The sequence below is a fragment of the Francisella sp. 19S2-4 genome (genome assembly GCF_036281795.1).
Taxonomy (GTDB): domain Bacteria; phylum Pseudomonadota; class Gammaproteobacteria; order Francisellales; family Francisellaceae; genus Francisella.
Window position 1 is genome coordinate 1 of sequence record NZ_JAWUZH010000022.1, and the last position, 24700, is coordinate 24700.

Consider the following 24700-nt stretch of genomic DNA (forward strand, 5'->3'; position numbering starts at 1 on the left):
ATACTAATATCTGTAACATCTGTATTTTACAAAATATATCTAACAATTTGGGATATTAATTCAACAGTCTTTTATATATGCAAATAGTAGTAAGGATTGTTTAATGAAATTAGCGTGATTTTTTAATATCTATATATTCATTGCATGATAGTTTATAATAGTTGCTTAGATTTTTGAAAATTTAGTATTAGTGAAATGAGTGAAATAATTATAAAAACACCTGAAGAAATACAGAAAATGCGTGTTGCTGGAAAATTAGCAGCAGAAGTTTTAGAGATGATTACTCCATATGTTAAAGAAGGCATTACAACTGCAGAATTAGATAAGATATGTCATGACTATATTATAAATGAACAAGATGCATATCCAGCACCTCTTAATTATCACGGGTTTCCTAAATCTATATGTACATCAATAAATCATGTTGTTTGTCATGGAATTCCTGCTGATAAAAAGCTAAAAAAAGGTGATATTTTAAACATTGATGTAACTGTTAAAAAAGATGGCTATCATGGTGATACAAGTAAGATGTTTATGATTGGAGAACCTTCGGTAATGGCTAAGAAACTTGTTGAAGTTACGCATGAATGTTTATGGAAAGGCATAGAAGTAGTAAAACCAGGTAATTATTTTGGTGATATTGGTGAAGTTATTGAAAAGCATGCTAAAAAGTTTGGTTACTCAATAGTCGATGCTTTTTGTGGCCATGGTATTGGTGCAAGTTTTCATGAGCCTCCTCATGTTATGCATCATGGTAAAGCTGGCACTGGTGATAGAATTGAAGAAGGGATGATTTTTACAATTGAACCAATGATAAATATTGGTAAAAGAGCAGTTTCTGTTTTGAAAGATGGCTGGACGGCTGTTACTAAAGATAGATCTCTTTCTGCTCAATGGGAGCATACTATTCTAGTAACAAAAGATGGTTATGAAGTTTTGACTTTAAGAGAAGAAGAAAAAATATAAAATGTCACAAAAAGTAACACAAAAGCTTGTAAATCAAAAATGTGATTTATTGAAGTCACAAAATGAAGAAATTACTGTTAATAAAGTTAGAAAACTTATTGGTGGTAATATTTCAATTATTGATTTGGTCGAGAAAGTTACTTTATATAAGCAAGATAAGAAAGATGCTATTACTAAGGCTGAATTAGAAGATCAACCAATTCAAGATAAACCTTGTGATCAGTTATTAGCTATTATCCAAGAGACATTAAAAGAGCACTTGATTGAAGAAAATCAAATAGCTTTTAGTTTGCGTAGTAATTTAAAAAAATATATAGATCAACTGGTTTCTGAAAAATCTAAAAAGCTTAAGCAAAAGCAAGTAGAGCTATCTAATAGAAATGATAGCTTAGAAATATCAAACTTAACTTTAAATAGACGCTATAAAGAGCTTCTTGATAAATATAGTGAACTTAAAGAGGAGTCATATAGCTTAAAGCAGAATTATAATTCAAAATCTGTACGTTTTCTTGAAAAGGAGTCGATTGAGAAAACTCTCTTAGCGTGGGAAGACTTTAAAGATATAAAAGAGCAGATATCAAGCCTTGGAGCTTATGCAAAAATAGCTGTATATGACAAAAGAGGTTTTATCGCGATAAAATTCCCAGCTACAGATTTTTTAACACAAGAATGTCGCTCTGGCGTTAGTAGATATCTAAAATCCAAAACGACTTTTGATTATACTATTCAAGCTTGGATTCTTTCTGGATTTACAGATATATTAAAAACATTGGACTTTCTTAGAAGAAATAAGTTTGTTTTTTCAAAAGAGCTAGAAACAATAGCTTATCACCGGAAAAAGAATCTTTAAAAGATTATTAACTTAATGTTTGAGAAGAATCTATGTAAATTACATAGGTTTAAGATTTTAATAATTTTTAAGTCCTAATAGCTTCTCTCCTAGAGAATTAAGTTTAGCAGGAGAGTATTTGTTTTTTTCCCACTCCCTTGGATCGCCCTCAAAAGCAAAACCATCAGGAGCTGTTTTTTCCTCAAATGATTTAACTCGCCAATTTTTAATAGCTTGATTAGTTGGCTCTGCAGGAGTCATTGATATGTATTGAGCTAATCTTACTTCATCATCCGATGTATTTGGGCGAATGCCGTGAAGTAACATTGCATTAAAAATAATAAGATCCCCAGCTTTGACAAGAATTGGTTTCGCTGGATATGGAACTGTTTCTATGTTTGGTGTAAATGGGTCTCTATCGGCTGGTTGTTGTTGCTCCCATTCTGAGAAATTTTTGAATAGCTCATGAACACATTGAAAGCCACCGCTAGATAGTGTTGTATCACTTAATGCTAGTACACCTTGCACATTTACAGGCAGAGGTTTTAATGTTGAATCTGCATCCCAATGTAAAAAACCACTGAAGTTTTTTTGATTATATTTGATTGGTAAGCTTAAGTTAGCTCTATCAATAGTAACCCATAAATCTTCTCTATCCCAAATATCTACAAAAGCGTCATATACTCTTTGATTCTGACGGTTGTTCCATAATAATGGATGATGATAGCACTCAAGCATACCACTACCATTAAGCTCTTGCATTCGATATACAGTTTTGTTTGGTTTCCATGTTGATTTATCATTCTGAGTCATTTCGCTAAACTCCCATAGGAAATCGGCAGTTTGTTTAGCATCTTCTTTTGAAATAGCATTTTTGATGACTACATAACCATAAGTTTGCCAGTGTTTAAAATCATCTTCACTTAATACGCGTAGTGGTAGTTTCTTTTTAATTTCTTGTAGTTGAGGATAGTCTTGATAAGAAACAGAATTGTTTCCTGGTTGATTTTCTCCGTATTTATATTTGTTGTTTTGTTGATTGTTTATCATAATATACCTATTACAGTTATTTTGTTTTACTTGGAATTTTTAGTTGCGATAAGTACTTTTTGCATAGTAATATCTAGCAAAATAAGTACCAAATAGAATAGGTGTGATAATTAAGGATAAAGAGTATTACAAAAAGATCTTAAATTTTCCATATTAAAAGCAACTAATACTTTCAAACATCAACTTGATTACATTCTATATTAAATATAATAGGATAATCAACTAGCTTATTTAAGAAAATATAGTTTTAGCTATTATTAAAAAGATAGATGATATGAAAGTATAGAATCTATATGTGACCTAACGCTTGAGTCGTAGCATCACTACAATATTTAATATATAATTTGATTAAAATATTAAATATTCATAAGACTATATGGATCTATTCTCAAGTTTAGAAAATAAGCAATCTGTAGGAGAATTTTCAGAGCAGGCATATCTAAACTATTCAATGTATGTAATATTAGATAGAGCTTTACCACATATATCAGATGGTTTAAAACCTGTACAAAGACGCATCATATATGCAATGAGTGAAATTGGCTTAAGTCATCTATCAAAATATAAGAAGTCTGCTCGTACGGTGGGGGATGTTTTAGGTAAATATCATCCTCATGGTGATAGTGCGTGTTATGAAGCAATGGTTTTAATGGCTCAAAATTTTTCTTATCGTTATCCTTTCATTGATGGTCAAGGTAATTGGGGCTCAATAGATGATCCAAAATCATTTGCTGCAATGCGTTATACTGAGTCACGTTTATCAAAGTATGCGGTACTTCTTCTAGATGAGCTTAAAAAAGGCACAGTCGATTGGGTCAAAAATTTTGATGGAACAATGGATGAGCCGAAGCTTTTACCTGCACAAGTACCAAATATTTTACTAAATGGTGCTATGGGTATTGCAGTGGGGATGTCGACATATATCCCGCCTCATAATATTACAGAGGTTATGAATGCTTGTTTACATCTTTTATCAAACCCTAAATCTTCAATAGATGATATCTTAGAAATTATAGAAGCTCCAGATTATCCAGGAGGTGCAAATATAATAAGTTCTCGAGAAGAAATAGCTGAGGTCTATAAGTCTGGTATAGGATCAATCAGGCAGCAAGCGGTGTATGATTATGATAATCATGGTAATGTCATAATTACAAAGTTACCTCATCAAGTTTCAAGCGCTTCTGTGATGGAGCAAATAGCTAATCAGTTGAAACAACAAAAAATTACTTGGATTAAGAATATTCAAGATGAATCAGATGATAAAGAGCCAGTTAAGATAGTTTTATATTCAGGGACTACAAAGAAGAATATCACTAAGATTATGGGGCATTTGTTAGCTACCACTGATCTTGAGAAAAGTTTCCGTGTGAATATGAATATGATAGGTTTGGATTATAAGCCTAAAGTTAAAAACCTATTAGATATCTTAAATGAATGGCTAGACTACCGTAGACAAACTTTACGTAGAAGATTACAAACTAGCTTAGATAAAGTATTAGCACGTTTGCATATTTTGGAAGGTTTGCTGATAGCATTTTTAAATATAGATGAAGTTATTGATATTATCAGAAACTATGATGATCCTAGTATAGAGCTGCAAAATAGATTTTCTCTTTCAGAAATCCAAGCTGAAGCTATCTTAAATATTAGATTGCGCAAGTTAGCAAAAATTGAAGAAATTGAAATAAAAAAAGAACAACATGAGCTTCTAAAAGAAAAAGAGCTCTTAGAAGGCTATTTGAATAGTGAAGTTAAGTTTAGAAACTTAATGAAAAAAGAGTTTAAAGAGATATTAAAAGAGTTTAGTGATGACAGACGTTCAAAAGTTATTGAAGCTGAAAAGGCTCAAGCATTAGAAGAAAAAGATCTAATACCTAGTGAAAAAGTAACGGTGATTCTGTCAAAAGCAGGATGGGTTAGATGTGCTAAAGGTGACAATATTGATCCTAAAGGTCTAAATTATAAGCCAGAAGATAAGCCTTTTCTTGCTGTTTCGGGCAATAGTAATATTAAAGTGGTATTTTTCACAAAACTTGGTAAAGCTTATTCTATGTATATAGATAAGTTTCCTTCAGCTAGAGGATATGGTGAGCATATAACTACATATATTCCTTTGGATAAAAAAGATGAAATCATCAATATGGAATTTGTTAATGCAGCGTCACATTTTTTAATTGCTAGTCTTAGTGGTAAAGGTTTTGTCATCCCAGCAGAGGATTTAGTTACAAATAAAGTTACTGGTAAGAATATTTTTGATGCTGATGATGTACTTAAATTTATACCATTTGATGAAAATTCTAAGATGCTGGGTGTAAGTTCTAATGGTAGAACAGTTATACGAGATTTTGCTAATTTTGCTATACTCAAGAAAGGTAAAGGTAAATCTATTATTAAGCTTGATAAAAAAGATAAGCTAAAGTTTGTTGAACTATTAAGCTTAGAACAGGAAGCTATATTAAGTGCTGGTAAGAGATTTATACGCATAGATAGTAAAAATATAGAAACATATTTAACTGATAAGCCTTCTGGCGGTGGAGTGCTTTTACCGCAAGGATTTAGAAAAGTAACAAAAATAGAGATAGAAGGTTAATAAGTAATGAAAAAAATAGCAATTTTAGGCGCTATGGAAATTGAGATCCAACCAATATTGGCAAAGTTGGATAGTTATGAAACAGTAGAGTATGCAAATAATAGATATTATTTAGCAGCATATAAAGATAAAGAGCTTATTATTGCATATAGTAAGATTGGCAAGGTATTCTCTAGTTTGACCGCAACAATAATGGTGGAACATTTTGGTGCAGAGGTTTTGCTATTTACAGGTGTTGCTGGTGGATTACAAGATTTAAAAGTTGGTGATATGATTGCTGCAACTGCAACTGTACAACATGATGTCGATATTACAGCGTTTGGCTACCCTTATGGTAAGATTCCAATATCTGAAGTACAAATTAAAACTTCAAGTTTTATTTTAGATCATGCAAAAGAGGTCGCAAAAGATCTTGGACTTAATCTTCATACAGGGATTATAGCAACCGGAGATCAGTTTGTTAGTTCAGTTGAGAGAAAAGATTTTGTGGTTAAAGAATTTGATGCAAAAGCAATAGAAATGGAAGGAGGGAGTGTTAACCTTGTGTGTAACGAAATGAATGTTCCTAGTTTGATTTTAAGGAGTATTTCAGATACGGCAGATGGTGATGCTACCGAAGATTTTGATGAGTTTGCTAAAAATGCGGCTCAAAAATCGGCTAATTTTGTTTTAAATTTGGTTGAGAAGTTATAAGTAGGAGATAAATTTGTGTTTTAAAAAAGTTGTTATTTTTAGTATTAGTTTTTTTTGTATCTTATCTTATGGTCTAACAGATAAGCAAATTGATAGTGTAAAAAAGCAGCTTGAACAATTGCAATTAAAGCAAAAAAATAACTATTCACAAGCTACACCTAATCTAAAAACAATTAATCTGGATAATTACCTTAAATATAAACAAATATCCCAAAACCCTGAAATATTCACACAAGAACAAATTACGAACTATATTAATAGCCATCAAAATGAATACTGGGCATCAGCCTTATGTGATGATTTAGCTATTCATTATGCCAAAAATAAAAATTGGGAAATGTTTAAAAAATTCTATGATGGAAATTTAGAAACAGATGGAAAATGTTGGATAGCTCAAAATAGTCAAGATGAAAAATTTAGACAAAAAGCAATTATCGACTTTACTAAGTTTTGGCAGGATGAAACTCCTTCAGCTTATGAGTGTACTGATATTCAAACGTATTGGAAGGATTATCCAAATAAAGGTAAAGACTGTGTCGTAGAGAAGGCTTACACTCTTGCATTTAGTAATAGTTTTGATCATGCTCTAGTATTACTTGATAAGCATGTTAAGCAACAATCATATAATGATTATATAAATGCGTGGAAAGAAGCCACAGATAATTCTCAAAATTTAGATAACTTTATTGCCGAATATCATAATTATCCAAAATTTGATGAAGTTTTGATAGACATATCAGATGATCTAACAAAGAATAATCCGCAGAAATATGCAAAAATTTGGCAGGGATTAAAAAACACAAAATATTTAGATACTAAGCTTTATAATCAGGCAATGTTACCTATAGCTATTAGCTTAGCTAAAAATCACGATGCTACCTCAGAGCAGTGGTTTTTGAAAATTGATTCTAAATATTATACTAATGATGCTTGGCAATGGCTATTAAGAGCAGATCTGTATAATTCAGACTATAATAATTACATTAGAACATATCAAAAGCTACCTGAAAATTTACAGAAAGAGGATGTCTGGCGATATTGGTTAGCATATAGCTATGCTAAAAATGGCTATAAGTCAAAAGCTAATACTATCTATCAAGAACTTGCTGATAAAAAAGGTTTTGATTATTATGTGTTATTATCAGCAGATGCACTAGGTCAGTCGTATGATTTGGGGTCTAAAAGTGCCATTGAAATATCTAAATCAAAATATTCTGAGTTATTAAAAGATCATAATACTTATCAAGCAGTAGCTTTATATAAAGCTAAGCAGTATAAAGATTCTACTAGGTTGTGGCGTTGGATTATAAGACAGAAGTTTGATAGTAAAGATAGATTTCAGATTTATGATCTAGCAGAACTAGCATCATATAATGAAATGCATTATCAAGCAATTTTTGCAATGGGGATGCTGGGAATCAAAAGTCGGCTAGAGCTGTTATTTCCTAATCCTTTTACTGATCTTATAAGTGAACAATCAAAGAAATATGATTTAGAAGAGTCATTAATATTTGCTATTATGCGAAGAGAATCTTTATTTTATAGAGATGCTAGCTCTTCAGTAGGGGCAAAAGGTTTGATGCAAGTTACAGATTCAACCGCAAATTTCATAGCTAAAAGATATAAGTTAACTAATTTTGAAGAGCAGCAAATATATAATTCTACTATTAATATTAAAGTTGGGAGTGCTAATTTAGATTTCTTGGCAGGTTTATTTAAAAATAACATAGTTTTAAGTATAGCTGCTTATAATGCAGGGCCTGGAAATGTAGCAAATTGGTTAACGAATAAAGAAATACCTGCAAAACAATGGATAGAAAATATACCATTTGTTGAGACTAGAAATTATGTCAGACATGTTTTAGTTAATATGGTGGTTTATGATAATTTGGTACTAAAGGATAATAATATAAGATTAAGTGATCTTCTTCAGACTAAGCTGTCAAATAAGCTTAGCTTTAAGAAATAGCCTCTAGTAATATTTGATGATTTTATCTTTTTTCTTTAGATGTATCATACATGTGATTATTTCAATAATACAAATTATTAATAATGTTGGATCAAGCAGATAGTTCCAAATATTAGTTTGTAATATATTCGTAAAGAATATTGCAGATGATATAACAATAATGATGTTAAATAGCACAAATTTCTTAGAAATAGACAATAGAACTAATGCATATATGAAAATAAAAGGTACAACAATATATGGCTTATAGCCAAAATCATAAAGCTTATAAGATAATACAAAAAATAAGCCATAAAAGACAATAATTATAGGTAAAAATGCTAGGCTGGTATATGAAAAGATAGTAGTTTTATTGTTTATGAATATAGATAGTATTATAAATAGTAAAAAAAGGAATGATGAAAAGCTAAAATAGTTTGTTACACCTAAAATAAAATAATATATAGTTTCATTATTAGAAGTTACGCTTACCAAATTTAAGGCTAATAAAATAATAGTAATTACTATTAATATTTTCTTTTGTAAAAAGCCAAACAGCCTTAGAAAAATATATATTGTAAAAAGATTTGTTGCTAGAAGATTATAATAGTTAAGCATTGGTTTCCTCTCCTTTTATTTCAACAACTCTTATTGTTTTCTTTAACTTATCTGAAAATGATAAAATGATACTATCTTTGTAAAAAGTAAAAGCAGGGTAAGATAATTCTCCTTTTGCCTTATTAGGGAATGTATAGATGTTTTGCCAGCTTTTAGAACTATCGGATCTGTAAGCTAAGCTAAGATTTGATCTACCATGGCTAGCATCATTATAAGCTAGAAGTATGCCATTTTTTGTTTTTATGGCAGCTATTCCGGAGTCTGGATTATTAAGTTCTGTTGGCTTTACAGTAGTCCAAGTTTGTCCACTATTAGATGTTTGGTTTGTATAAATTTTTTTAATAGAACTATACATTTGTCGATAAAAGGCTAATGCATGTGTTTTTGATAGAGGCACTACTGTGGGTTGTAGATTTACTCCGTCATTAGTCATTTCAGAGACATCTATAAGTTGTCCGTGATTATTAAAAATAAACCATCTTCCATTTAGGTTGTTAAACTCTTTATATACTGGAACAGCGAAATTACCATTATCTAATTTAATAGCAGAACCTCGAGTTAAGGTACTAAAGTTCATAATGGGTGATGAAATTATCATCTTAGGAGTACTCCAAGTTTTACCTAGATCTGTTGAGTACATAATATTTAAGGAAGATGTAACCCAGCCACCTGTAGATGATGTAAAAATTAGCCATACTTTTTTGCTTTGTGCATATATAATAGGATTACCTAAATGATGAATATGTTTTTTAAAGATAGATTGAAACTCTTGTCGATTCATAACAGATCTTGTTTTCGAAAACTGCCAATGCCCATCTATTTGCTTAGCAGTCGCGAGCATGATATTTGTATTAGGAGCTGTTTCTTCATCACCGCTATACCAAGTTACAAAGAGTGTATCTCCCGATGTTGTTACTGATGAGGCGTGGTTATATTGCAGATAGTTTAAATTAGCAATAGTTTTAATATCTATATTTTTCGATATCTTTTTGTTTGTTTGTGTGGATATCGAGAAATAGTAACTATCTTGCTTATTATAGTAAAAGGTAATTCCTAAAATTAAATATATTAAGCCAAATATAGTAACTAGGCTAAGTTTATTTTTCATATTCAAAAACTAATAAATAATATCTATTTCTATAATTGTAATCTAACCAGGGACAAATGTACTAATTTTTAATATTTTATATAGAAAACAATTAGATTTTATGATGGTGAATAAAGATTATTAAATATAAATTATTAGCTTATATTTAGAATGGTTAGTTTTTTAGCTTTAATAATGTTAGTATTTTTAGCAAAATAAATTTCTAAATAATTAAGTTATCGTGATTAATAAAAAAATTGTAACAAGTTGTTTGTTGGTTTTATCTGCAAGTATTGGATATAGTCTTACTACTCAGCAAGCTCAGATTTCAGAGCAAGCGTTAAAAGCTTTAGAAGCTAAAAATTATAAATCATATTATTATCTTAAATCTAAGCTTAAAGGCACAAGTATATATCCATATTTTCAATATAAAGAGATTAGTAGTGATCCAGAGATTTTTGATCAATCGACAATCGATGCGTATTTTAAACAAGATAACAATAAATATTGGCAAGATAGGCTTTATGATGATTTAGCTCAATATTATGGACAAAAACAAGATTGGACACTCTTTAAAAAATACTATAAAGGAGACTTGGGAATCTCTGGAAAATGTTGGAGTATGCAAGCAGAGTATGAGTCAGGCGATAAAGCTAAAGCATTAAATGAGTATGGAGAGATCTGGCAAAATCGTGTGTATATGCCATCTGGTTGTTCAGAAATGCAAAAATATTGGGATAAGTCTGATGATAAACCCAAAAGTTATTTAACAAATAAAGCTTATACATTAGCATTTGCAAATAAATTTGATGATAGTTTATGGTTATTAAATACTTATGTAAAAAATAATGATGACTATGTTAACTATATTACTGCATGGCAAGAAGTAATGAAAAATCCTACTAAGCTAGATGAGTTTATAGCTAAGTATCATAACTATCGAAGATTTAATCAGGTATTTGTAGATGTCTCAAAAGATCTTATTAATAAAGATGCCTCAAATTATGCAAAGATATGGGATAGTTTGAAAAATAAAAGATATTTGAGCAAAAAAACTAAACAAGAGTGTATTTCTGCAATTGCTGTTGATTTTGCAAGATCACAGTCACCTGAAGCAAAACAATGGTTAGCAAAAGTCGATAAACAATATTTGGATAGTATAGCTTGGGGATGGTTATTAAGAGTAGATTTATATAATAGTGATTTCGCAAGCTACATAAAAACATACTATCAATTACCAAAAAAATCTCAACAAGAAGAAGCATGGAGATATTGGTTAGCATATAGTTATGATAAGCAAGGAGAAACATCAAAAGCCAAAGAAATATATCAAGATTTAACACAAGATCCATTAAGCTATTATTCATTTTTAGCTTCGGATAAACTAGATAAACCCTATAATTTTGGCAATGTTACAGCTGATAAGCTAAATAATACTGAAACTAAAAAGCTACTTTCTGAAGATACAGTTGAGCAAGCAATTGATTTGTATCAAATAGGTCAATATAAAGACTCTACAAGTATATGGCGCTGGAGTATAAGAAATAAGCTAAAAGCAAATCAGATTACTGAGATTAAAGAATTAGCTCGTTTAGCTGAAGATAATAATATGTATTATGCAGCTATATTTAATATGGCAGTGATTGGTAAGTATAATAATATTGATATGCTTTTCCCTAAAGCTTTTATAAATATTGTTAATGAGAATACTAAGAAATTTGGTATTGATAGAGATTTAGTGCTTTCTATAATGCGTAAAGAATCTTTGTTTGATATACAGGCAGGATCTTGGGCTGGTGCGAAAGGTTTGATGCAAGTTACTGAGCCTACAGCTAAGTTTATTGCTAAAAAATATAAGCTTTCGTTAGTTGGAAGTAAGTCTGAAGATATGAATACTAAAATATTTGTTCCACAGAATAACATTAAGTTAGGTACAGCAAATTTATATTTCTTAGAGAAGTTATTTGATAAGAATACAGTCCTTGGAATAGCTGCATATAATGCAGGACCTGGTAATGTAGCTAAATGGCTAAATGAAAAAGAAGTTCCAGCACCAATTTGGATAGAGAATGTCCCATTTGGAGAGACCAGGCATTATATAAGAAAAGTACTAATGTATATGATAGTTTATAACAACTTTGTCTTTAAAGATAAGAAGAATCATATTAGTACATACTTAGATTATAAAATATCTGAAAAACAGAGTTTTAGAAAATAGTCTTAAAAAGAATACTGTAAACCTGAAGTTACAAAGTTTTGTGAGTCTCCTGAAAAAGAAATTGTATATGTGTATGTGACCTTAAGACTTAGGTTATCAACATATTTGATAGGAAACATTAGACCTACTGGAAATACAGCAAAACCTCCCCAAGTGTTATTTGTTGCTAAATAATCTTTTGGAGCATTTTGTTGATTTTCTATTCCATTAATACTTGTATGACCAAGACCGAGCCCAGCAGCAGCGTAGGCTGTTATATAATTGTTTATCTTATAATAATATTTAGCAGCACCAGCAAAGTAATTATTATTCTGAGTTGTATTATACTCACTAACTAAGAAGTTCTGGTAAACGAATTCTAGGGCAAAAGACTCTGTAAATCTATAGCCTAAGCTAGCTACTATAGTTGCTCCACCTTTAGCCATATTTGTTTGCTGTCCCCAACCACCATTAACACTAATATATGCCATAGGTTTAAATGTCTTTTTTGTAACATCATCAAGATCATTAATGTTGTAGTAGTTTTTAGGTAGCTTATAAAGACCTTTTGCATCTTTTTCAACATGTTTTGTATCACTATCTAATTTTTTGGCATCAGTGTCTATATGTGAGTCTATAGTTGCTACAGATTCATCAGCATTTGCAATTAGAGGTAATACTAAAAAAGATAATATTACTAGTGAAAGTTTTTTTGTATTCATTGTTTTAAAGGCTTGTAATCTTAGATAGAAAATTTGCATGCCAATTATTTAAAATACATTATGATAGCATAAGTTAGAAATTAATTAATAATGAATGGTGAATTAGAAGGTATTTTTTATTTATTTTTATGAGTATCTTTGTCTAATTGAACTTTCTGTGATGGAGCCAGTTTAATTCCCATTTTTTCAGCAATATCTAATATATCTATTATAAACTGCTCACGTTGTTTTAGCTCTTCTCCCCAGTCTTGAGAGACAAAAAATACATATATTAATATTTCGATAGAAGCCGGTTTTAGATCATTTACTCTTATATAGTATCCATCTTTTCGCATATATGGAGTGTTTTGTACTAATTCATCTAAGGTATTTACATATGACTTAAGCTTATTTGTTGGGGTGGATTCATCAACTTCAAGCATAGTTGTGTATCTGCGATATTTTCTTTCTCCCATATTATTAATTTGTGATGTAACAAATGCGAAGTTTGGTATTATCAGAGCAGAATCTTCAAAAGTTCTGATAATAGTGCTTCTTAAACCTATCTTTTCTACTATTCCTTGCTGATCTTTAATTATTACCCAATCCCCAATTTTGATAGGTCTCTCTGCAGCTAGAATAATTGATCCAAAAAGGTTTTCGATTGTATCTTTGCCGGCTAACGCTATGGCAAGTCCACCAATACCAAGAGCAGCTAAAAAGTGGAACATATCAATACCAAGCTTCTCTATTATATATCCAGTGATAATAAGTATTATGATAAGGTTGATGATTTTGTTAGCAATAATTATAGCAAAGGAAAACCTTGCAGATTTGTCTGGGTCTTGAGATTTTTTATATGATGAAATAATAAATGAACATAGAACATTTACGATCTCAGAACATAAAAACATTATTATGATGCCATATGAAATTCTAAATATTAAATCAAAATAGTAACAAGCATTTTCAAAAACTATCATAGAGTTAAAGAAGAAGAAATATGCAAGATATATGGATATTATTAACGATGTTGCAATAGTGAGTTTTTTGATAGTTTTATAATCTTTATTCTCAAAAATATTTCCTAGAATTCTAAAAATAGGATTTAAGATTTTAAAAAATAATTTGTAGATTAAATATAAAATGGTTGCCGAGATTATAGATATGATCATTATATATACAATTTGACCATATTTATTGAGAAGGCTTGGGATATTCTCCCAAAGTGAATATTTTATATTGTTACCAATAGGTGTTCGTATATTATTGCTTAGGTCGTTTAAGAAAATTTCAACACCGTTAATTTGAGAGTCTTTTGTAAAGATCCAATTATCAAAAACCTTATTTTTCTTAGTATTTTGTATATTTTCTAAATATATACTTTTTCCAGATAATGGGGAGGTGTATATCATTACTAGGTTACTACCAGGTAAGACTTCACCAGGTATATTTCTAATTGTAATCTTTGCGCTTTCAAACACCTTATCCATACTAAAAGCGATAAAGGATGCATAATTCTTTCGTATATTTTGAGGAATCCATTCAAGGTTCATAATATCAAGAGCATCTTGGGTGTCGAATTTATATGTTTGATTCACTCCAAAAACAAACCTCATATATGATAGTATAGGCATTGAGATATTTCTTATATTGTCTTCTGTAGAGTTTTTCTCTTTTTTGTAAACAACAAATTTTTTAAGAGTTTCAGGATTTGTGAAGTTTTCTTGAGTGAAATACCAGTCGCCATTGGCTTTTTTAGCTAAGTAAAAAGTCTGCTTATCGCTACCTTTTCTAAGAGTTAGGCTTAACTTATTTGTGTTTGTATTATTTGGAACATCTTTAAGCCTAAAATCAGTTTTAAGTAGAGCTACTAGCATTTTATCAATATTAATATCTTGTTCACTAATTGTGTAATCATTTATTTTTACAGTTTGGGGTGAAATACAGTTAATTACATCATAGTAGTATTTATGAGACCCCATCCATAAGCTCAAAGATTTATAGTAGAAGTTAGCAAATAAGTCTCTAGGAGTCTTATTATGAAATCCTGAAACTTGATTTTTATTTAGAAATCCTAATGATTGATATTCAAAAGTTTTAAACTGTCTACTAGATAAATAGTTGGCTGTTGTAAAAGGTTTAATGTAAGCAAATAAACATATTATGAAAAGGACTAAAAATATTATCCTCGATACTCCTTAAACTAAGAGTATATCTTTTGTTTGTCGACATGGTTTATATCTTAACTGTTATGTTTAGTGAGTTTAAAATAATTAATTGAGGTATTCAATTCTTTTTAGATTATCAAGTTGAATATGGAAATTAAATATAAAAAAGTTTAGCTCCGTTGTATAAATATTATTACTATAAAGTTATGTGACTTTTTGGATTATTTTATAGTAAAATTTGTTGCTAGATTATTCCTGACGATAATCCTTTATAAATGCTGCAAACTTAATATAAAAGTAGCAGTTTATAGGTGTTCTTTTTAAATAAGAAAATACAAATATGTTTAGAAATACGAAAAGAGAAAATTTATTAGCATATTTTCTAACATATGTTGGTTATATGACGCTAACTATATCAATGCCATTAATATCTACTTTATCAGCTAGTCTAGATATTTCTGAAGATGAGGCTCAACTTGCGATGAGTTTATCATTTTTTATGTTTAGTCTTTCTGCGATATTGTTTGCAACTCTTTCGGATATATTTACCGCAAAGAAAGTACTATTTTTATCGCAGAGTTTATCAATAACTGGGCTAGTAATTTTGGGTATAGCAAATAATATTCATATTTTATATATAGGCTTTGTTTGTTTAGGACTTGGAACAGGGTGTTACTCATCTATTGCTAGAGCCTTAATATCACGTAATGCTGATGATATTACTCAGATGAAAAAGGCATATGCAATATTATCTATAACAATAATAGTCGCTCCAATTGTGAGTACTTATTTAGTTTTGTGCTTAATACCTATCTCATGGAGACTTGCTTACTTTACGATGGCTTTAATAGAAGTGGTTTTATTTATTTTCTCTATTAATATACTAAGGATAGATGCTCAAAATCAGATCTTAATTCCAGTATCAGAAATCTTATATGGCTTTGTCCATGCTTTATCAAAACCTAGATACTTGTTGAATGTTATGATTGCTGCATTACTTTTTTCTTTTTATCTCGGTGTCTTGATGAGTTCTTATAAAGGGTTATTGGTAGATGAGCTAGATGTATCGATTAATGTTTTTACGGTTATATTTTTATTAGCTTCAGTTTTTTATATTCTAGGGATACTTAGCTTTCGGATGAAAGCTGATGCTGTACACAAAAAACGTTATAGGCTTGGAGTTCTCGTACTTGCCTTTATATTCATAATTTTATATAGCTTTTTAAAGGTATCATTATATAGTACTGTAATATCATTGCAGCTAATATGTTATTTCTTAGGATTTTTCGTACCATTAGCAACCGGTGCTGCTATGAGTGATATTACTAAAAATCATGGTACAGCAGCTGCTATGGTGACATTCTCTGTAGGATTTTGTATGTCTATATGGGGGTTTGTAAAAGCTCATGTGGAGATGTCAAATTATCACTTAATACTTTTAGCTTTATGGGTATGCTTTGGTTTGGCACTTTTGTTAAAGATTGTTGTAGTCTTTATAGTTGATAGAAAAAATTAAGAGTTTTTTATAATAATTATAAAAATCGTTAATATTGTAAATGATATGATTTTCTAAGCCATTTATAGTAATATTTGTAGCTAAGTTCATAAAATAAAATATATCTATAATGATTTCTCATCTTAGAGTCCATACGGGATTTTCTGTTGTTGATAGTACGGTACGTTTAGGAGATCTTTTCTCTCGTGCAAAAGATAAAAATATTGCTGCGATAGCACTTACAGATGTGTGTAATTTGTTTGCTGCAGTGAAGTTTTATAAGCAAGCCTTAGGTAGTGGTATTAAACCTATATTTGGTGTTGAGCTAAAGATTGATACTGAACTAGGCGTTTCTGATTTGATCCTTTTAGCTGAAAATAACGATGGCTACCAAAATATAGTTGATCTAGTATCAAGAGCATATCAAGAAGCAGATAGACTAGGTTCAATACCACTTATCCCTAAAGATTGGTTCAAAGAATCTAACTTAGAAAGCGTAATATGCTTAAATGGTGGTCAAAATGGAGAGCTTGGAAAGGCAATCTTAGCTAAAAATAGTGCTAAAGTTGAAGAGATTATTGCTGAAAATATAGCTATATTTGGGCACGATAATTATATTATCGAAATTCATAAGCTAGGGTATGAAAATGAAGGTTTATATAATGAAAAAGCTCTTGAATTAGCAACTAAACATAATCTAATTGCAGTTGCGACAAACCTTACAGTATTTATGGAATCTGATGATTATGATATTCATGAGATTAGAGCTTGTATCAACGAAAAAACTACAATTCTTGATGAGTCACGTAAATCAAGATTTACACGACAACAGTATCTAAAATCAGCAGATGAGATGTATGAGACTTTTGGTTCTTTACCTATCTTGGTTGATAATACATTAGCGATTGCAAAACGTTGTAATGTGACATTTGATTTAGGTAAACCTTGCCTACCAACCGTAGATATTCCAGATGGTTTAACTGAAAAAGAATACTTCTCGAAGTTATGCTATCAAGGCTTAGAAAACCGTTTAGAAAAAGTGTTAGCAAATAAGCCGCAAGATAAGCATGATCATATTACAAAAGTTTATAAAGATAGATTACAAAGAGAGATTGATATTATCTGTGATATGGGATTCCCAGGCTACTTCCTGATAGTAGAGGATTTCATCAGATGGTCAAAAGAAAATGACATCCCAGTAGGTCCAGGGCGTGGTTCTGGTGCTGGTTCACTAGTGGCATACTCATTACTTATTACAGATATTGATCCTTTACCGTATGGGCTACTTTTTGAGAGATTCCTTAATCCAGAAAGGGTATCAATGCCAGATTTTGATATTGATTTTTGTATTCAAGGTCGTGATAGAGTTATCAAATATGTAGAGCAGAAATATGGTAAACAAAGTGTTGGTCAGATTATAACTTACGGTACTATGGCGGCTAAAGGTGTAGTGCGAGATGTAGTGCGTGTAATGGGTCAAAGTTTTGGTTTTGGCGATAGGATTGCTAAGCTTATCCCTGAAACTCCTGGTACGACATTTAAAAAGATTCTCCATGAAGGTGAACCTCTATATGATGAAATGCAAGCAGATGAAGATGTTGCTGAAATTGTTGAGAAAGCCCAAAAACTAGAAGGTCTACCACGTAGTTTAGGTAAGCATGCAGCAGGTATCGTGATATCACCAACAAAAATTTCTGATTTTGCCCCTGTATATTGTGAAGATAAGGGTGGAGATATTGTAACTCAGTTTGATAAAGGTGATGTTGAAGATGTTGGTCTTGTTAAGTTTGACTTTTTGGGACTAAAAAACTTAACGATTATCAAAAATGCTATTACAAGTATTAATGCTAAACGACCTAATAATGAAATTCCTTTAAATATCTCAGATATTCCCTTAGATGATGAGAAGACATTCAAGCTTTTACAAGCTGGTAATACTACGGGTATATTCCAGTTAGAGTCACAAGGAATGCGTCAGATTGTCAAAGATCTTGGCACTTCGAATTTTGAGGAGATTATCGCCCTAGTGGCACTATATCGTCCAGGTCCGATGGAAAATATTCCAACATTTATTGATCGTAAACATGGGCGTAAAAGAACTACATATTTACACCCATTATTAGAGGAAGTTCTAAGAGAGACTTATGGTATTCCAGTTTACCAAGAGCAGGTAATGCAAATGGCGCAAAAGCTTGCTGGATATACTCTTGGTGGTGCGGATTTGCTACGTCGAGCGATGGGTAAGAAAAAGCCAGAAGAGATGGAGCAACAGCGTAAAATTTTTAAAGAGGGTGCTGCTAAATATCATAATATTGAGGCTGGTCTTGCTGATGAAATATTTGACCAAATGGAAGCCTTTGCAGGTTATGGTTTTAACAAATCTCATGCCGCTGCGTACGCTCTAATTGCTTATCAAACTGCTTGGCTAAAGGCTCATTATCCTGATGAGTATATGGCTGCTCTTATGTCTGGGGATATGGGTAATACTGACCAGCTAGTTAAGTTTATCCTAGATTGTAAAAATATGGGTATCACAGTTTTATCACCCAATGTGAACAAAAGTGTTTATGACTGTATAGCTATTTCAAGGGGTACAATTTTACTTGGTTTGGGAGCTATTAAAGGACTTGGCAGTGAGGCTATTAAAAGTATTCTTACAGAGCGAGAGGCTGGAGGGGAATTTAGTTCAATATTTGATCTGACACGTAGGGTAGACTTACGTAAAGTTAATAAAAAAGCACTCGAAGCACTATGTTTTGCAGGAGCTATTAAGGATATCTCTAGAAATAGAGCTACAGCATTTAACTCTATTGAAAAAGCTATCAAAAATGCTGGTTATGTCAATGATATGGCAGCAGCGGGTCAAAATGATTTATTTGGTTTTACAGAGCAAGAGAGCGATACTGATGCTGAGCTAGAAAGAGAGTGTATATCTGAGGAATGGAACCTAAAAGAGCTGTTAATTAATGAGAAAAAAGCTTTAGGTATGTATTTTTCTGGGCATATTATTGATGAGGAGAGTCATTGGCGTAATCATGTTAGCTTTAGTGATCTGCAAAAGATTCAACAGCCAAATATGGATGGTAATTCTGTGAGAATTATTGCCAGTATGATAACTCCAGCTATCCGTAGAAAAACCAAGACAGGAAGAATTCTGTATATTATTAATATTGATGATGAGTTTGATAGAGCTGATTGCTTAGTCGGTGAAGATGTATTTGCCTTAGTAAAAGATAATATCCAAGTTGATGATATTGTTGTAGTTGAGGGTAAAGTTAGTCGTGATGTTCAACGAGAGTGTAATAAGCTAAGTGTTGATAAGGTTCAGCCAATATCTCAATATATTGATGATAATTTTAGTAAAGTTGAGCTAAATCTTAGAAGTAAAAATCTGAACCCTACAAACCTTAAAAAAGTTTTAGATAATCTAAAAACAAATATTGCATCTTCAGATAGCTATAAAGAAAATACTTTAGAAATAACAGTTTCTCTAGATGATGTTGATGGTAAGTTTGATTACTTACAAAAGCCTTTTTCTATTTATAAATTTGTTAATGATATCAGTAGACTAATAGCTGAGGGTAGTACGGTTAGTTTGAGTGGGGTTTAGTATAAAAAACTGTCATTCTACGACTTGATCGTAGAATCCAAAAAAGGTTTAGCAATGGCATTTGTGTATATTCTTGCGAGTAAATGTAATGGAACGCTTTATATAGGTGTAACATCAAATTTAGTCAAAAGAGTTTACGAACATAAACAAGGTTATGCTGATGGTTTTACAAAAAAGTATGATATCAAAAAGCTAGTATATTATGAGCAGTTCGACAATATAACAGACGCTATTTATCGTGAGAAAAGATTAAAAACTTGGCAGAGAAAATGGAAACTAGACTTAATAAATGAGTTTAATCCTAAATGGTTAGATTTGTATGATAGTATTTTATAATGGATTTGATTTTATATTTTGGTTTTTGGATACTACGGTCGGAGCCGTAGTATGACGACTGATGGATATGATATGTGTTAGGGTTTAGTATAAAAATTTGTCATTCTATGGCTTGACCATAGAATCCAAAGAAAGGTTTAAAATGGCATTTGTATATATTCTTGTGAGTAAATGTAATGGAACGCTATATATGGGTGAAATATCAGGTCAAGTCAAAAGAATATGAAAAATTACAAAGGTAACAAAAAATGCGATATGTAGTGATACTGATAATATTGATTATTCTAACTTTACTTTTTCTATAGAGGAGTAGATAGATGTCTAAGTTTCTAAAATATACCCTCATTATCGCAATACTGATAATCATAGCATCATTCGTTACAAGTAAGAAAGATAATGAGATGGTTCCAACAGTTATTAGCATTCAAAAAATCGGTGAATTATCTACATTAAAAGTCACAGTTAGTGGTAATTCTTTATATGTCTCTGATAATGGTACATTAGTAGAAAATACTGCAAAATATAGCTATAAATCATCTGCTACTTTATCGACAAATATTGATGAAGCTAATATTAAAATCGATGAAAAAGATAAAATTATAACACTAAGAGTTAAACCACCAAAAGTAACATCAATTACAATAGATTTTGATAAAACTAAGCAATTAAGTAGACAAGCGTATACATTTAAGATACTACCTAGATTGGGGGTTATAAATACTGATCCTGATAATCATCTGGCAAATATAGCATATAAAGAAGTTCAAAAACTTACAGATAATGTAGCCTCTTCACAAAAGTATATTAAACAGGCGAAAAATAAGTTTGTTAGTTTGATGAATAAACAGTATCAACCACTAGGATGGAAAGTTTTAGTGGTTTGGATAGGTTAACATTTAAAACTCTCTCTCACTGATAGGTGAAGTATTGAAAATATGCTAGTATTTTAAAGGTGATCGATTTGATTTTATATTTTAATTTTGGACACTACGATTGTACTTCGAATTTGCTCAGTGACCTAGTAGTATGATGATTGTAGATATGTATTAGGGTTTAGTATAAAAGCAATCATTCTATGGCTTGACCATAGAATCTAAGGATAGTACAGTTAATTTGAGTGGAGTTTAGAAGTAATGAAAAGCTATATTGAAATATTGTCTGAGATAAATAATAAGCTTAAAAGTAAAAACCTTAGTAATTTTTGTCATCAAAAATATCAAAATGCAAGTTATTTATGGGTTGGAGATGGCTCTGAGAAGATTGGTATTAGAGAGTTACATTATGAGGTTAGATATATAGAAAAAGACAATATATTTCAAATCGAAATACATTCAGAGAGCAAAAATAATGAAAAAAGTAAGGACTTACAGAAAAAAATAAAAGATGGATTGTTTGGTTACTATCAATTGAATGACTCACTGAAGAATAGTTATGAGTTAAAAAATACATCTAAAAAAGGTCTGAATAATTGGTTAATAGTATCTAAAAAAAGATATAACTTGAATGATGAGAAAATAGTTGAAGATATTTTAGATGGTTTAGAAAAACTAGATAATGATTTTGGTAACAAGTGTAGGGATATTATGAGAGGTGTTGAAAGTTTAGAACAAACAATAAATATAAATATGATTAATAAAGAAATGATAGAGAAATCAAAACAACTTCTAAACAATAAAAAACAAATAATCCTATATGGTCCAGCTGGTACAGGTAAGACTTTCAATACAAAAAGTATTATTGTGAATCATGCTTTTGGTGATGCAGATAATATAGATGAAAAGTATGAAGAGCTTCAAGATCAAGGCAGAGTGAAATTTGTAACTTTTCATCAATCTTTTGCGTATGAAGATTTTATAGAAGGGATTAAGCCAATACCAGAGGATAGAGATGTTAAGTATGATGTCCAAGATGGTATATTTAAGGAACTTTGTGGCAGCGCTCAACAGATAGATTTTCATGAAGAACAGGTTTTAAAAGCTACTAGAGCAGAATATAAGGTAGTTAAAGTAACTAGTGAAACACTTTGTTTGGAGGATAAAAATGCTAAAAAATTTATGCTTTTTAGAGAATGTATAAATAGGTTTGTGGAGTATATTAATAGGAATAGAGTTGATTTAAATTCATTTAAAGCAGATCAGGATACTGCAGAGAGTTATTTTGGAAAAAATAGTAATGCTTTTCAAATAAATCAACATACTGGTGCCTATACTGCAGCTATTAAGTATATCTTTGAAGAGGAGAATAAAAACAACCAAAGCTATTACCTAATCATCGATGAAATAAACCGAGGGAATATTTCAAAGATTTTTGGTGAGTTAATTACTCTTTTAGAATCAAATAAACGATTAGGCAATAAAGAAACAGAATTAAAAACAAAACTACCATATTCAAAAGAAGATTTTGGTATACCGCCAAATCTATATATTATTGGCACAATGAATACATCTGATAAAAGTATCGCTCATTTAGATATTGCTTTGCGTCGTCGTTTTGGTTTTGTTGAGATGTTGCCAGATCCAGAAATATTGGAAAATTCAGAATGTAAGAGTTTGTTGCAAAAATTAAATCAAAGAATAGAAATACTTTTAGATAAAGATCATCTAATAGGGCATAGTTTTTTCTGTGGTAAGAGTGAAGCAGATATCCCAACAATTATGCAAAATGAAATAATACCTTTGCTTGAAGAGTATTTTTATGGTGACTATGAGAAGATACAGTTGGTTTTGGGTAGTAAAAATTTAAATTCTGAAAAATTTGAGAAGCATGAAAAATATAAAGATATAACTAATATCAAAAAATTACTAGAGAACTCTAATAAAGAAACTAAGTATGACTATTGGTTTCAACTAGGGAAAGATTTTGATAGCTCACTAGGTGAAAAGGCAGAGGCTGAAGGTGAATAAAAATGTGTCATTCTACGACTTGATCGTAGAATCCATAGTGAGATTGTGAATGGATCCTATGGTCAAGCCATAGGATGACTTTTAGCAGTGGTGCTTAGAGCTACTAACTGCTTAGGAGCTTAGCTAAAAGTAAAGATTGGTAATGGTTTATGAGTTTGAAAAATGCTAAAACTATATTTGAACATCAAGAGTTAGTATGGTGTGATGATATTAGTGATTCAAAGTGTTTGAGGAAAAGTAATGCTATAAAAACTCTTGAGTGGTTAGAGAAACAGCAAAACTTCAAACCATTTAAATACACTGCAAAAGGTATTAAAGCTAAGCAATATGTTGGAGTTATCTCTCTAGGTGGACAGTTGGTCCAAGTTTTACCAAAAGTTTTTTCTTCAGATAGGTCGCTGAGTGGAGTTGAAGAGCCGAGTGATAACTCTATAAATGACAATATCACAGGCCTAATGTATCTTTTGAAACTGACTAAAAAGCTAAAAATCAATGAAGTTGAGCTAGCTAAATTATGTAAGCATACGGATAGCATGCTAGAAGTTTTTATTAGGCTTTTTGCTGATAATTTATTAGAGTTGCTGCAAAATGACTATCGTAGAAATTATGTTGCTCAAGAGGATAATCTTAAATTTGTAAAAGGCAAAATCAATTTTACAAAACATCTTCGCCATAATTATATAGATAAGTCAAAATTCTATTGTAACTATGATGAGTACGAGTCAAATATTCTTTTAAATCAGCTTCTAAAAGCAACTATCAAAAAGTGTATATCATCTACAAAATCTAGCTTTGCAATATTACAAAAATGCGATCAACTTTTGACAGATGTCGATGATAAAAGATTTACAAATCCTAATATTTGTAACAGAGTTAAATTCACTCGATTAAATCAAAAATATGAATATGTTTTTAACCTAGCTAAGCTTTTGCTTTTTGGGAATTCTCCAAAGTTGACAACTAACGATAATCATACATTTTCAATAATGTTTGATATGAACGCATTATTTGAAGAAGCAGTTTTTGAGATTTTAGATAGTAACAAAAGTGATTTTGACATAACCAATATCAAAGCACAAAGTCCACAGAAGAAAATCTTTGATGAGGGTAGTTCAGCTAATTTTACAATGAAACCTGATATTTGCATCAAGAAAAAAGATGGTTCAAAAATAGTGCTAGATACTAAGTATAAGCTTATAGAGAATATTAGATCAGACTATAACTCATCTCAAAAGCAAGTTTCTCAAAGTGATGTATATCAGATGTTTGCCTATAGTCAGTATTATAAAGCTGAGAAATGTATTCTTTTATATCCACGATTTGAAGCAAAAATTGAAAATGAAGAATTAAAAACCCTTAAGACAGAACTCCCTGATTTTACGTTAAAAATATCAACAATAGATTTACATTTAAAAAGTAATGATGTTTGTTATAAAGATTTTATTAAGTCTTTGAAAGAAAAACTTCAAAAGATTCTAGAAGATAAAAATCCTTAACGAATAGTAG

Annotated in this window: 16 protein-coding genes; 12 read left to right on the forward strand and 4 right to left on the reverse strand. The window is 30.7% G+C overall.

The annotated features are described in order from the left end of the window. Positions 1–195 precede the first annotated feature (195 nt). The gene (map, locus tag R8535_RS06135; protein WP_329497469.1) at positions 196–966 is read left to right on the forward strand and encodes a type I methionyl aminopeptidase; all 771 of its coding nucleotides are present in this window, start codon (positions 196–198) and stop codon (positions 964–966) included. Between the two features lies 1 nt (position 967). Then, a complete protein-coding gene (locus tag R8535_RS06140; RefSeq protein WP_329497471.1) occupies positions 968–1816 on the forward strand; it encodes a hypothetical protein in 849 nt (282 codons plus the stop codon). Positions 1817–1873: 57 nt separating this feature from the next. Here R8535_RS06140 and R8535_RS06145 read toward each other — a convergent pair whose 3' ends face one another. Further along, the gene (locus tag R8535_RS06145) at positions 1874–2845 is read right to left on the reverse strand and encodes a phytanoyl-CoA dioxygenase family protein (RefSeq protein ID WP_329497472.1); all 972 of its coding nucleotides are present in this window, start codon (positions 2843–2845) and stop codon (positions 1874–1876) included. 376 nt (positions 2846–3221) lie between these two features. Here R8535_RS06145 and parC point away from each other — a divergent pair, with 376 nt between their 5' ends. Genes parC through R8535_RS06160 form a run of 3 tightly spaced genes read left to right on the forward strand, consistent with a single transcriptional unit; the run spans position 3222 to position 8097 of the window. Next, complete coding sequence (gene parC, locus R8535_RS06150; protein WP_329497475.1) at positions 3222–5435, forward strand: DNA topoisomerase IV subunit A; 2214 nt, start codon at positions 3222–3224, stop codon at positions 5433–5435. Between the two features lie 6 nt (positions 5436–5441). Then, the gene (locus R8535_RS06155) at positions 5442–6128 is read left to right on the forward strand and encodes a 5'-methylthioadenosine/adenosylhomocysteine nucleosidase (protein ID WP_329497477.1); all 687 of its coding nucleotides are present in this window, start codon (positions 5442–5444) and stop codon (positions 6126–6128) included. 13 nt (positions 6129–6141) lie between these two features. After that, on the forward strand, positions 6142–8097 hold the full coding sequence (locus tag R8535_RS06160; protein WP_329497479.1) for a lytic transglycosylase domain-containing protein: 1956 nt from the start codon (positions 6142–6144) through the stop codon (positions 8095–8097). A gap of 589 nt (positions 8098–8686) precedes the next feature. On the opposite strand, the gene R8535_RS06165 is transcribed toward R8535_RS06160, so the two are convergent. Further along, positions 8687–9802 carry a sialidase family protein gene (locus R8535_RS06165; RefSeq protein ID WP_329497483.1) on the reverse strand — a complete coding sequence of 372 codons (1116 nt, stop codon included), beginning with the start codon at positions 9800–9802 and terminating at the stop codon, positions 8687–8689. Between the two features lie 220 nt (positions 9803–10022). Between R8535_RS06165 and R8535_RS06170 the strand changes: the two genes are divergently transcribed. After that, on the forward strand, positions 10023–11999 hold the full coding sequence (locus R8535_RS06170; protein WP_329497485.1) for a lytic transglycosylase domain-containing protein: 1977 nt from the start codon (positions 10023–10025) through the stop codon (positions 11997–11999). A 2-nt stretch (positions 12000–12001) separates the two neighbouring features. On the opposite strand, the gene R8535_RS06175 is transcribed toward R8535_RS06170, so the two are convergent. Together R8535_RS06175 and R8535_RS06180 are read right to left on the reverse strand one after the other, a co-directional pair. After that, the gene (locus R8535_RS06175; RefSeq protein WP_329497487.1) at positions 12002–12700 is read right to left on the reverse strand and encodes an outer membrane protein; all 699 of its coding nucleotides are present in this window, start codon (positions 12698–12700) and stop codon (positions 12002–12004) included. A 116-nt stretch (positions 12701–12816) separates the two neighbouring features. Next, entirely contained in the window at positions 12817–14664 is a 1848-nt protein-coding gene (locus tag R8535_RS06180) for a mechanosensitive ion channel family protein (protein ID WP_329497489.1), read from the reverse strand. Positions 14665–15190: 526 nt separating this feature from the next. Between R8535_RS06180 and R8535_RS06185 the strand changes: the two genes are divergently transcribed. From R8535_RS06185 to R8535_RS06210, 6 genes are all read left to right on the forward strand, one after another. Next, complete coding sequence (locus R8535_RS06185) at positions 15191–16366, forward strand: MFS transporter (RefSeq protein WP_329497491.1); 1176 nt, start codon at positions 15191–15193, stop codon at positions 16364–16366. Positions 16367–16475: 109 nt separating this feature from the next. Then, positions 16476–19955, forward strand: coding sequence for a DNA polymerase III subunit alpha (dnaE, locus tag R8535_RS06190; protein ID WP_329497493.1), 3480 nt, complete (start codon positions 16476–16478; stop codon positions 19953–19955). A gap of 54 nt (positions 19956–20009) precedes the next feature. After that, positions 20010–20291: a GIY-YIG nuclease family protein gene (locus R8535_RS06195; RefSeq protein ID WP_329497495.1), complete on the forward strand. Its 282-nt coding sequence runs from the start codon at positions 20010–20012 to the stop codon at positions 20289–20291. 317 nt (positions 20292–20608) lie between these two features. Next, positions 20609–21184, forward strand: coding sequence for a DUF4230 domain-containing protein (locus R8535_RS06200; RefSeq protein WP_329497497.1), 576 nt, complete (start codon positions 20609–20611; stop codon positions 21182–21184). A 240-nt stretch (positions 21185–21424) separates the two neighbouring features. Further along, positions 21425–23194: an McrB family protein gene (locus tag R8535_RS06205; RefSeq protein WP_329497499.1), complete on the forward strand. Its 1770-nt coding sequence runs from the start codon at positions 21425–21427 to the stop codon at positions 23192–23194. Positions 23195–23343: 149 nt separating this feature from the next. After that, positions 23344–24690 (forward strand): McrC family protein, encoded by a 1347-nt coding sequence (locus tag R8535_RS06210; RefSeq protein ID WP_329497501.1) that lies wholly within the window; start codon positions 23344–23346, stop codon positions 24688–24690. The last annotated feature ends 10 nt before the right edge of the window (positions 24691–24700 follow it).

Bases quoted from the DNA above. Each gene is read 5' to 3' on its own strand.
- map (WP_329497469.1), top strand. From the start codon at position 196: ATGAGTGAAATAATTATAAAAACACCTGAAGAAATACAGAAAATGCGT.
- R8535_RS06140 (WP_329497471.1), top strand. From the start codon at position 968: ATGTCACAAAAAGTAACACAAAAGCTTGTAAATCAAAAATGTGATTTA.
- R8535_RS06145 (WP_329497472.1), bottom strand. From the start codon at position 2,845: ATGATAAACAATCAACAAAACAACAAATATAAATACGGAGAAAATCAA.
- parC (WP_329497475.1), top strand. From the start codon at position 3,222: ATGGATCTATTCTCAAGTTTAGAAAATAAGCAATCTGTAGGAGAATTT.
- R8535_RS06155 (WP_329497477.1), top strand. From the start codon at position 5,442: ATGAAAAAAATAGCAATTTTAGGCGCTATGGAAATTGAGATCCAACCA.
- R8535_RS06165 (WP_329497483.1), bottom strand. From the start codon at position 9,802: ATGAAAAATAAACTTAGCCTAGTTACTATATTTGGCTTAATATATTTA.
- R8535_RS06175 (WP_329497487.1), bottom strand. From the start codon at position 12,700: ATGAATACAAAAAAACTTTCACTAGTAATATTATCTTTTTTAGTATTA.
- R8535_RS06180 (WP_329497489.1), bottom strand. From the start codon at position 14,664: ATGGGGTCTCATAAATACTACTATGATGTAATTAACTGTATTTCACCC.
- R8535_RS06185 (WP_329497491.1), top strand. From the start codon at position 15,191: ATGTTTAGAAATACGAAAAGAGAAAATTTATTAGCATATTTTCTAACA.
- dnaE (WP_329497493.1), top strand. From the start codon at position 16,476: ATGATTTCTCATCTTAGAGTCCATACGGGATTTTCTGTTGTTGATAGT.
- R8535_RS06195 (WP_329497495.1), top strand. From the start codon at position 20,010: ATGGCATTTGTGTATATTCTTGCGAGTAAATGTAATGGAACGCTTTAT.
- R8535_RS06200 (WP_329497497.1), top strand. From the start codon at position 20,609: ATGTCTAAGTTTCTAAAATATACCCTCATTATCGCAATACTGATAATC.
- R8535_RS06205 (WP_329497499.1), top strand. From the start codon at position 21,425: ATGAAAAGCTATATTGAAATATTGTCTGAGATAAATAATAAGCTTAAA.
- R8535_RS06210 (WP_329497501.1), top strand. From the start codon at position 23,344: ATGAGTTTGAAAAATGCTAAAACTATATTTGAACATCAAGAGTTAGTA.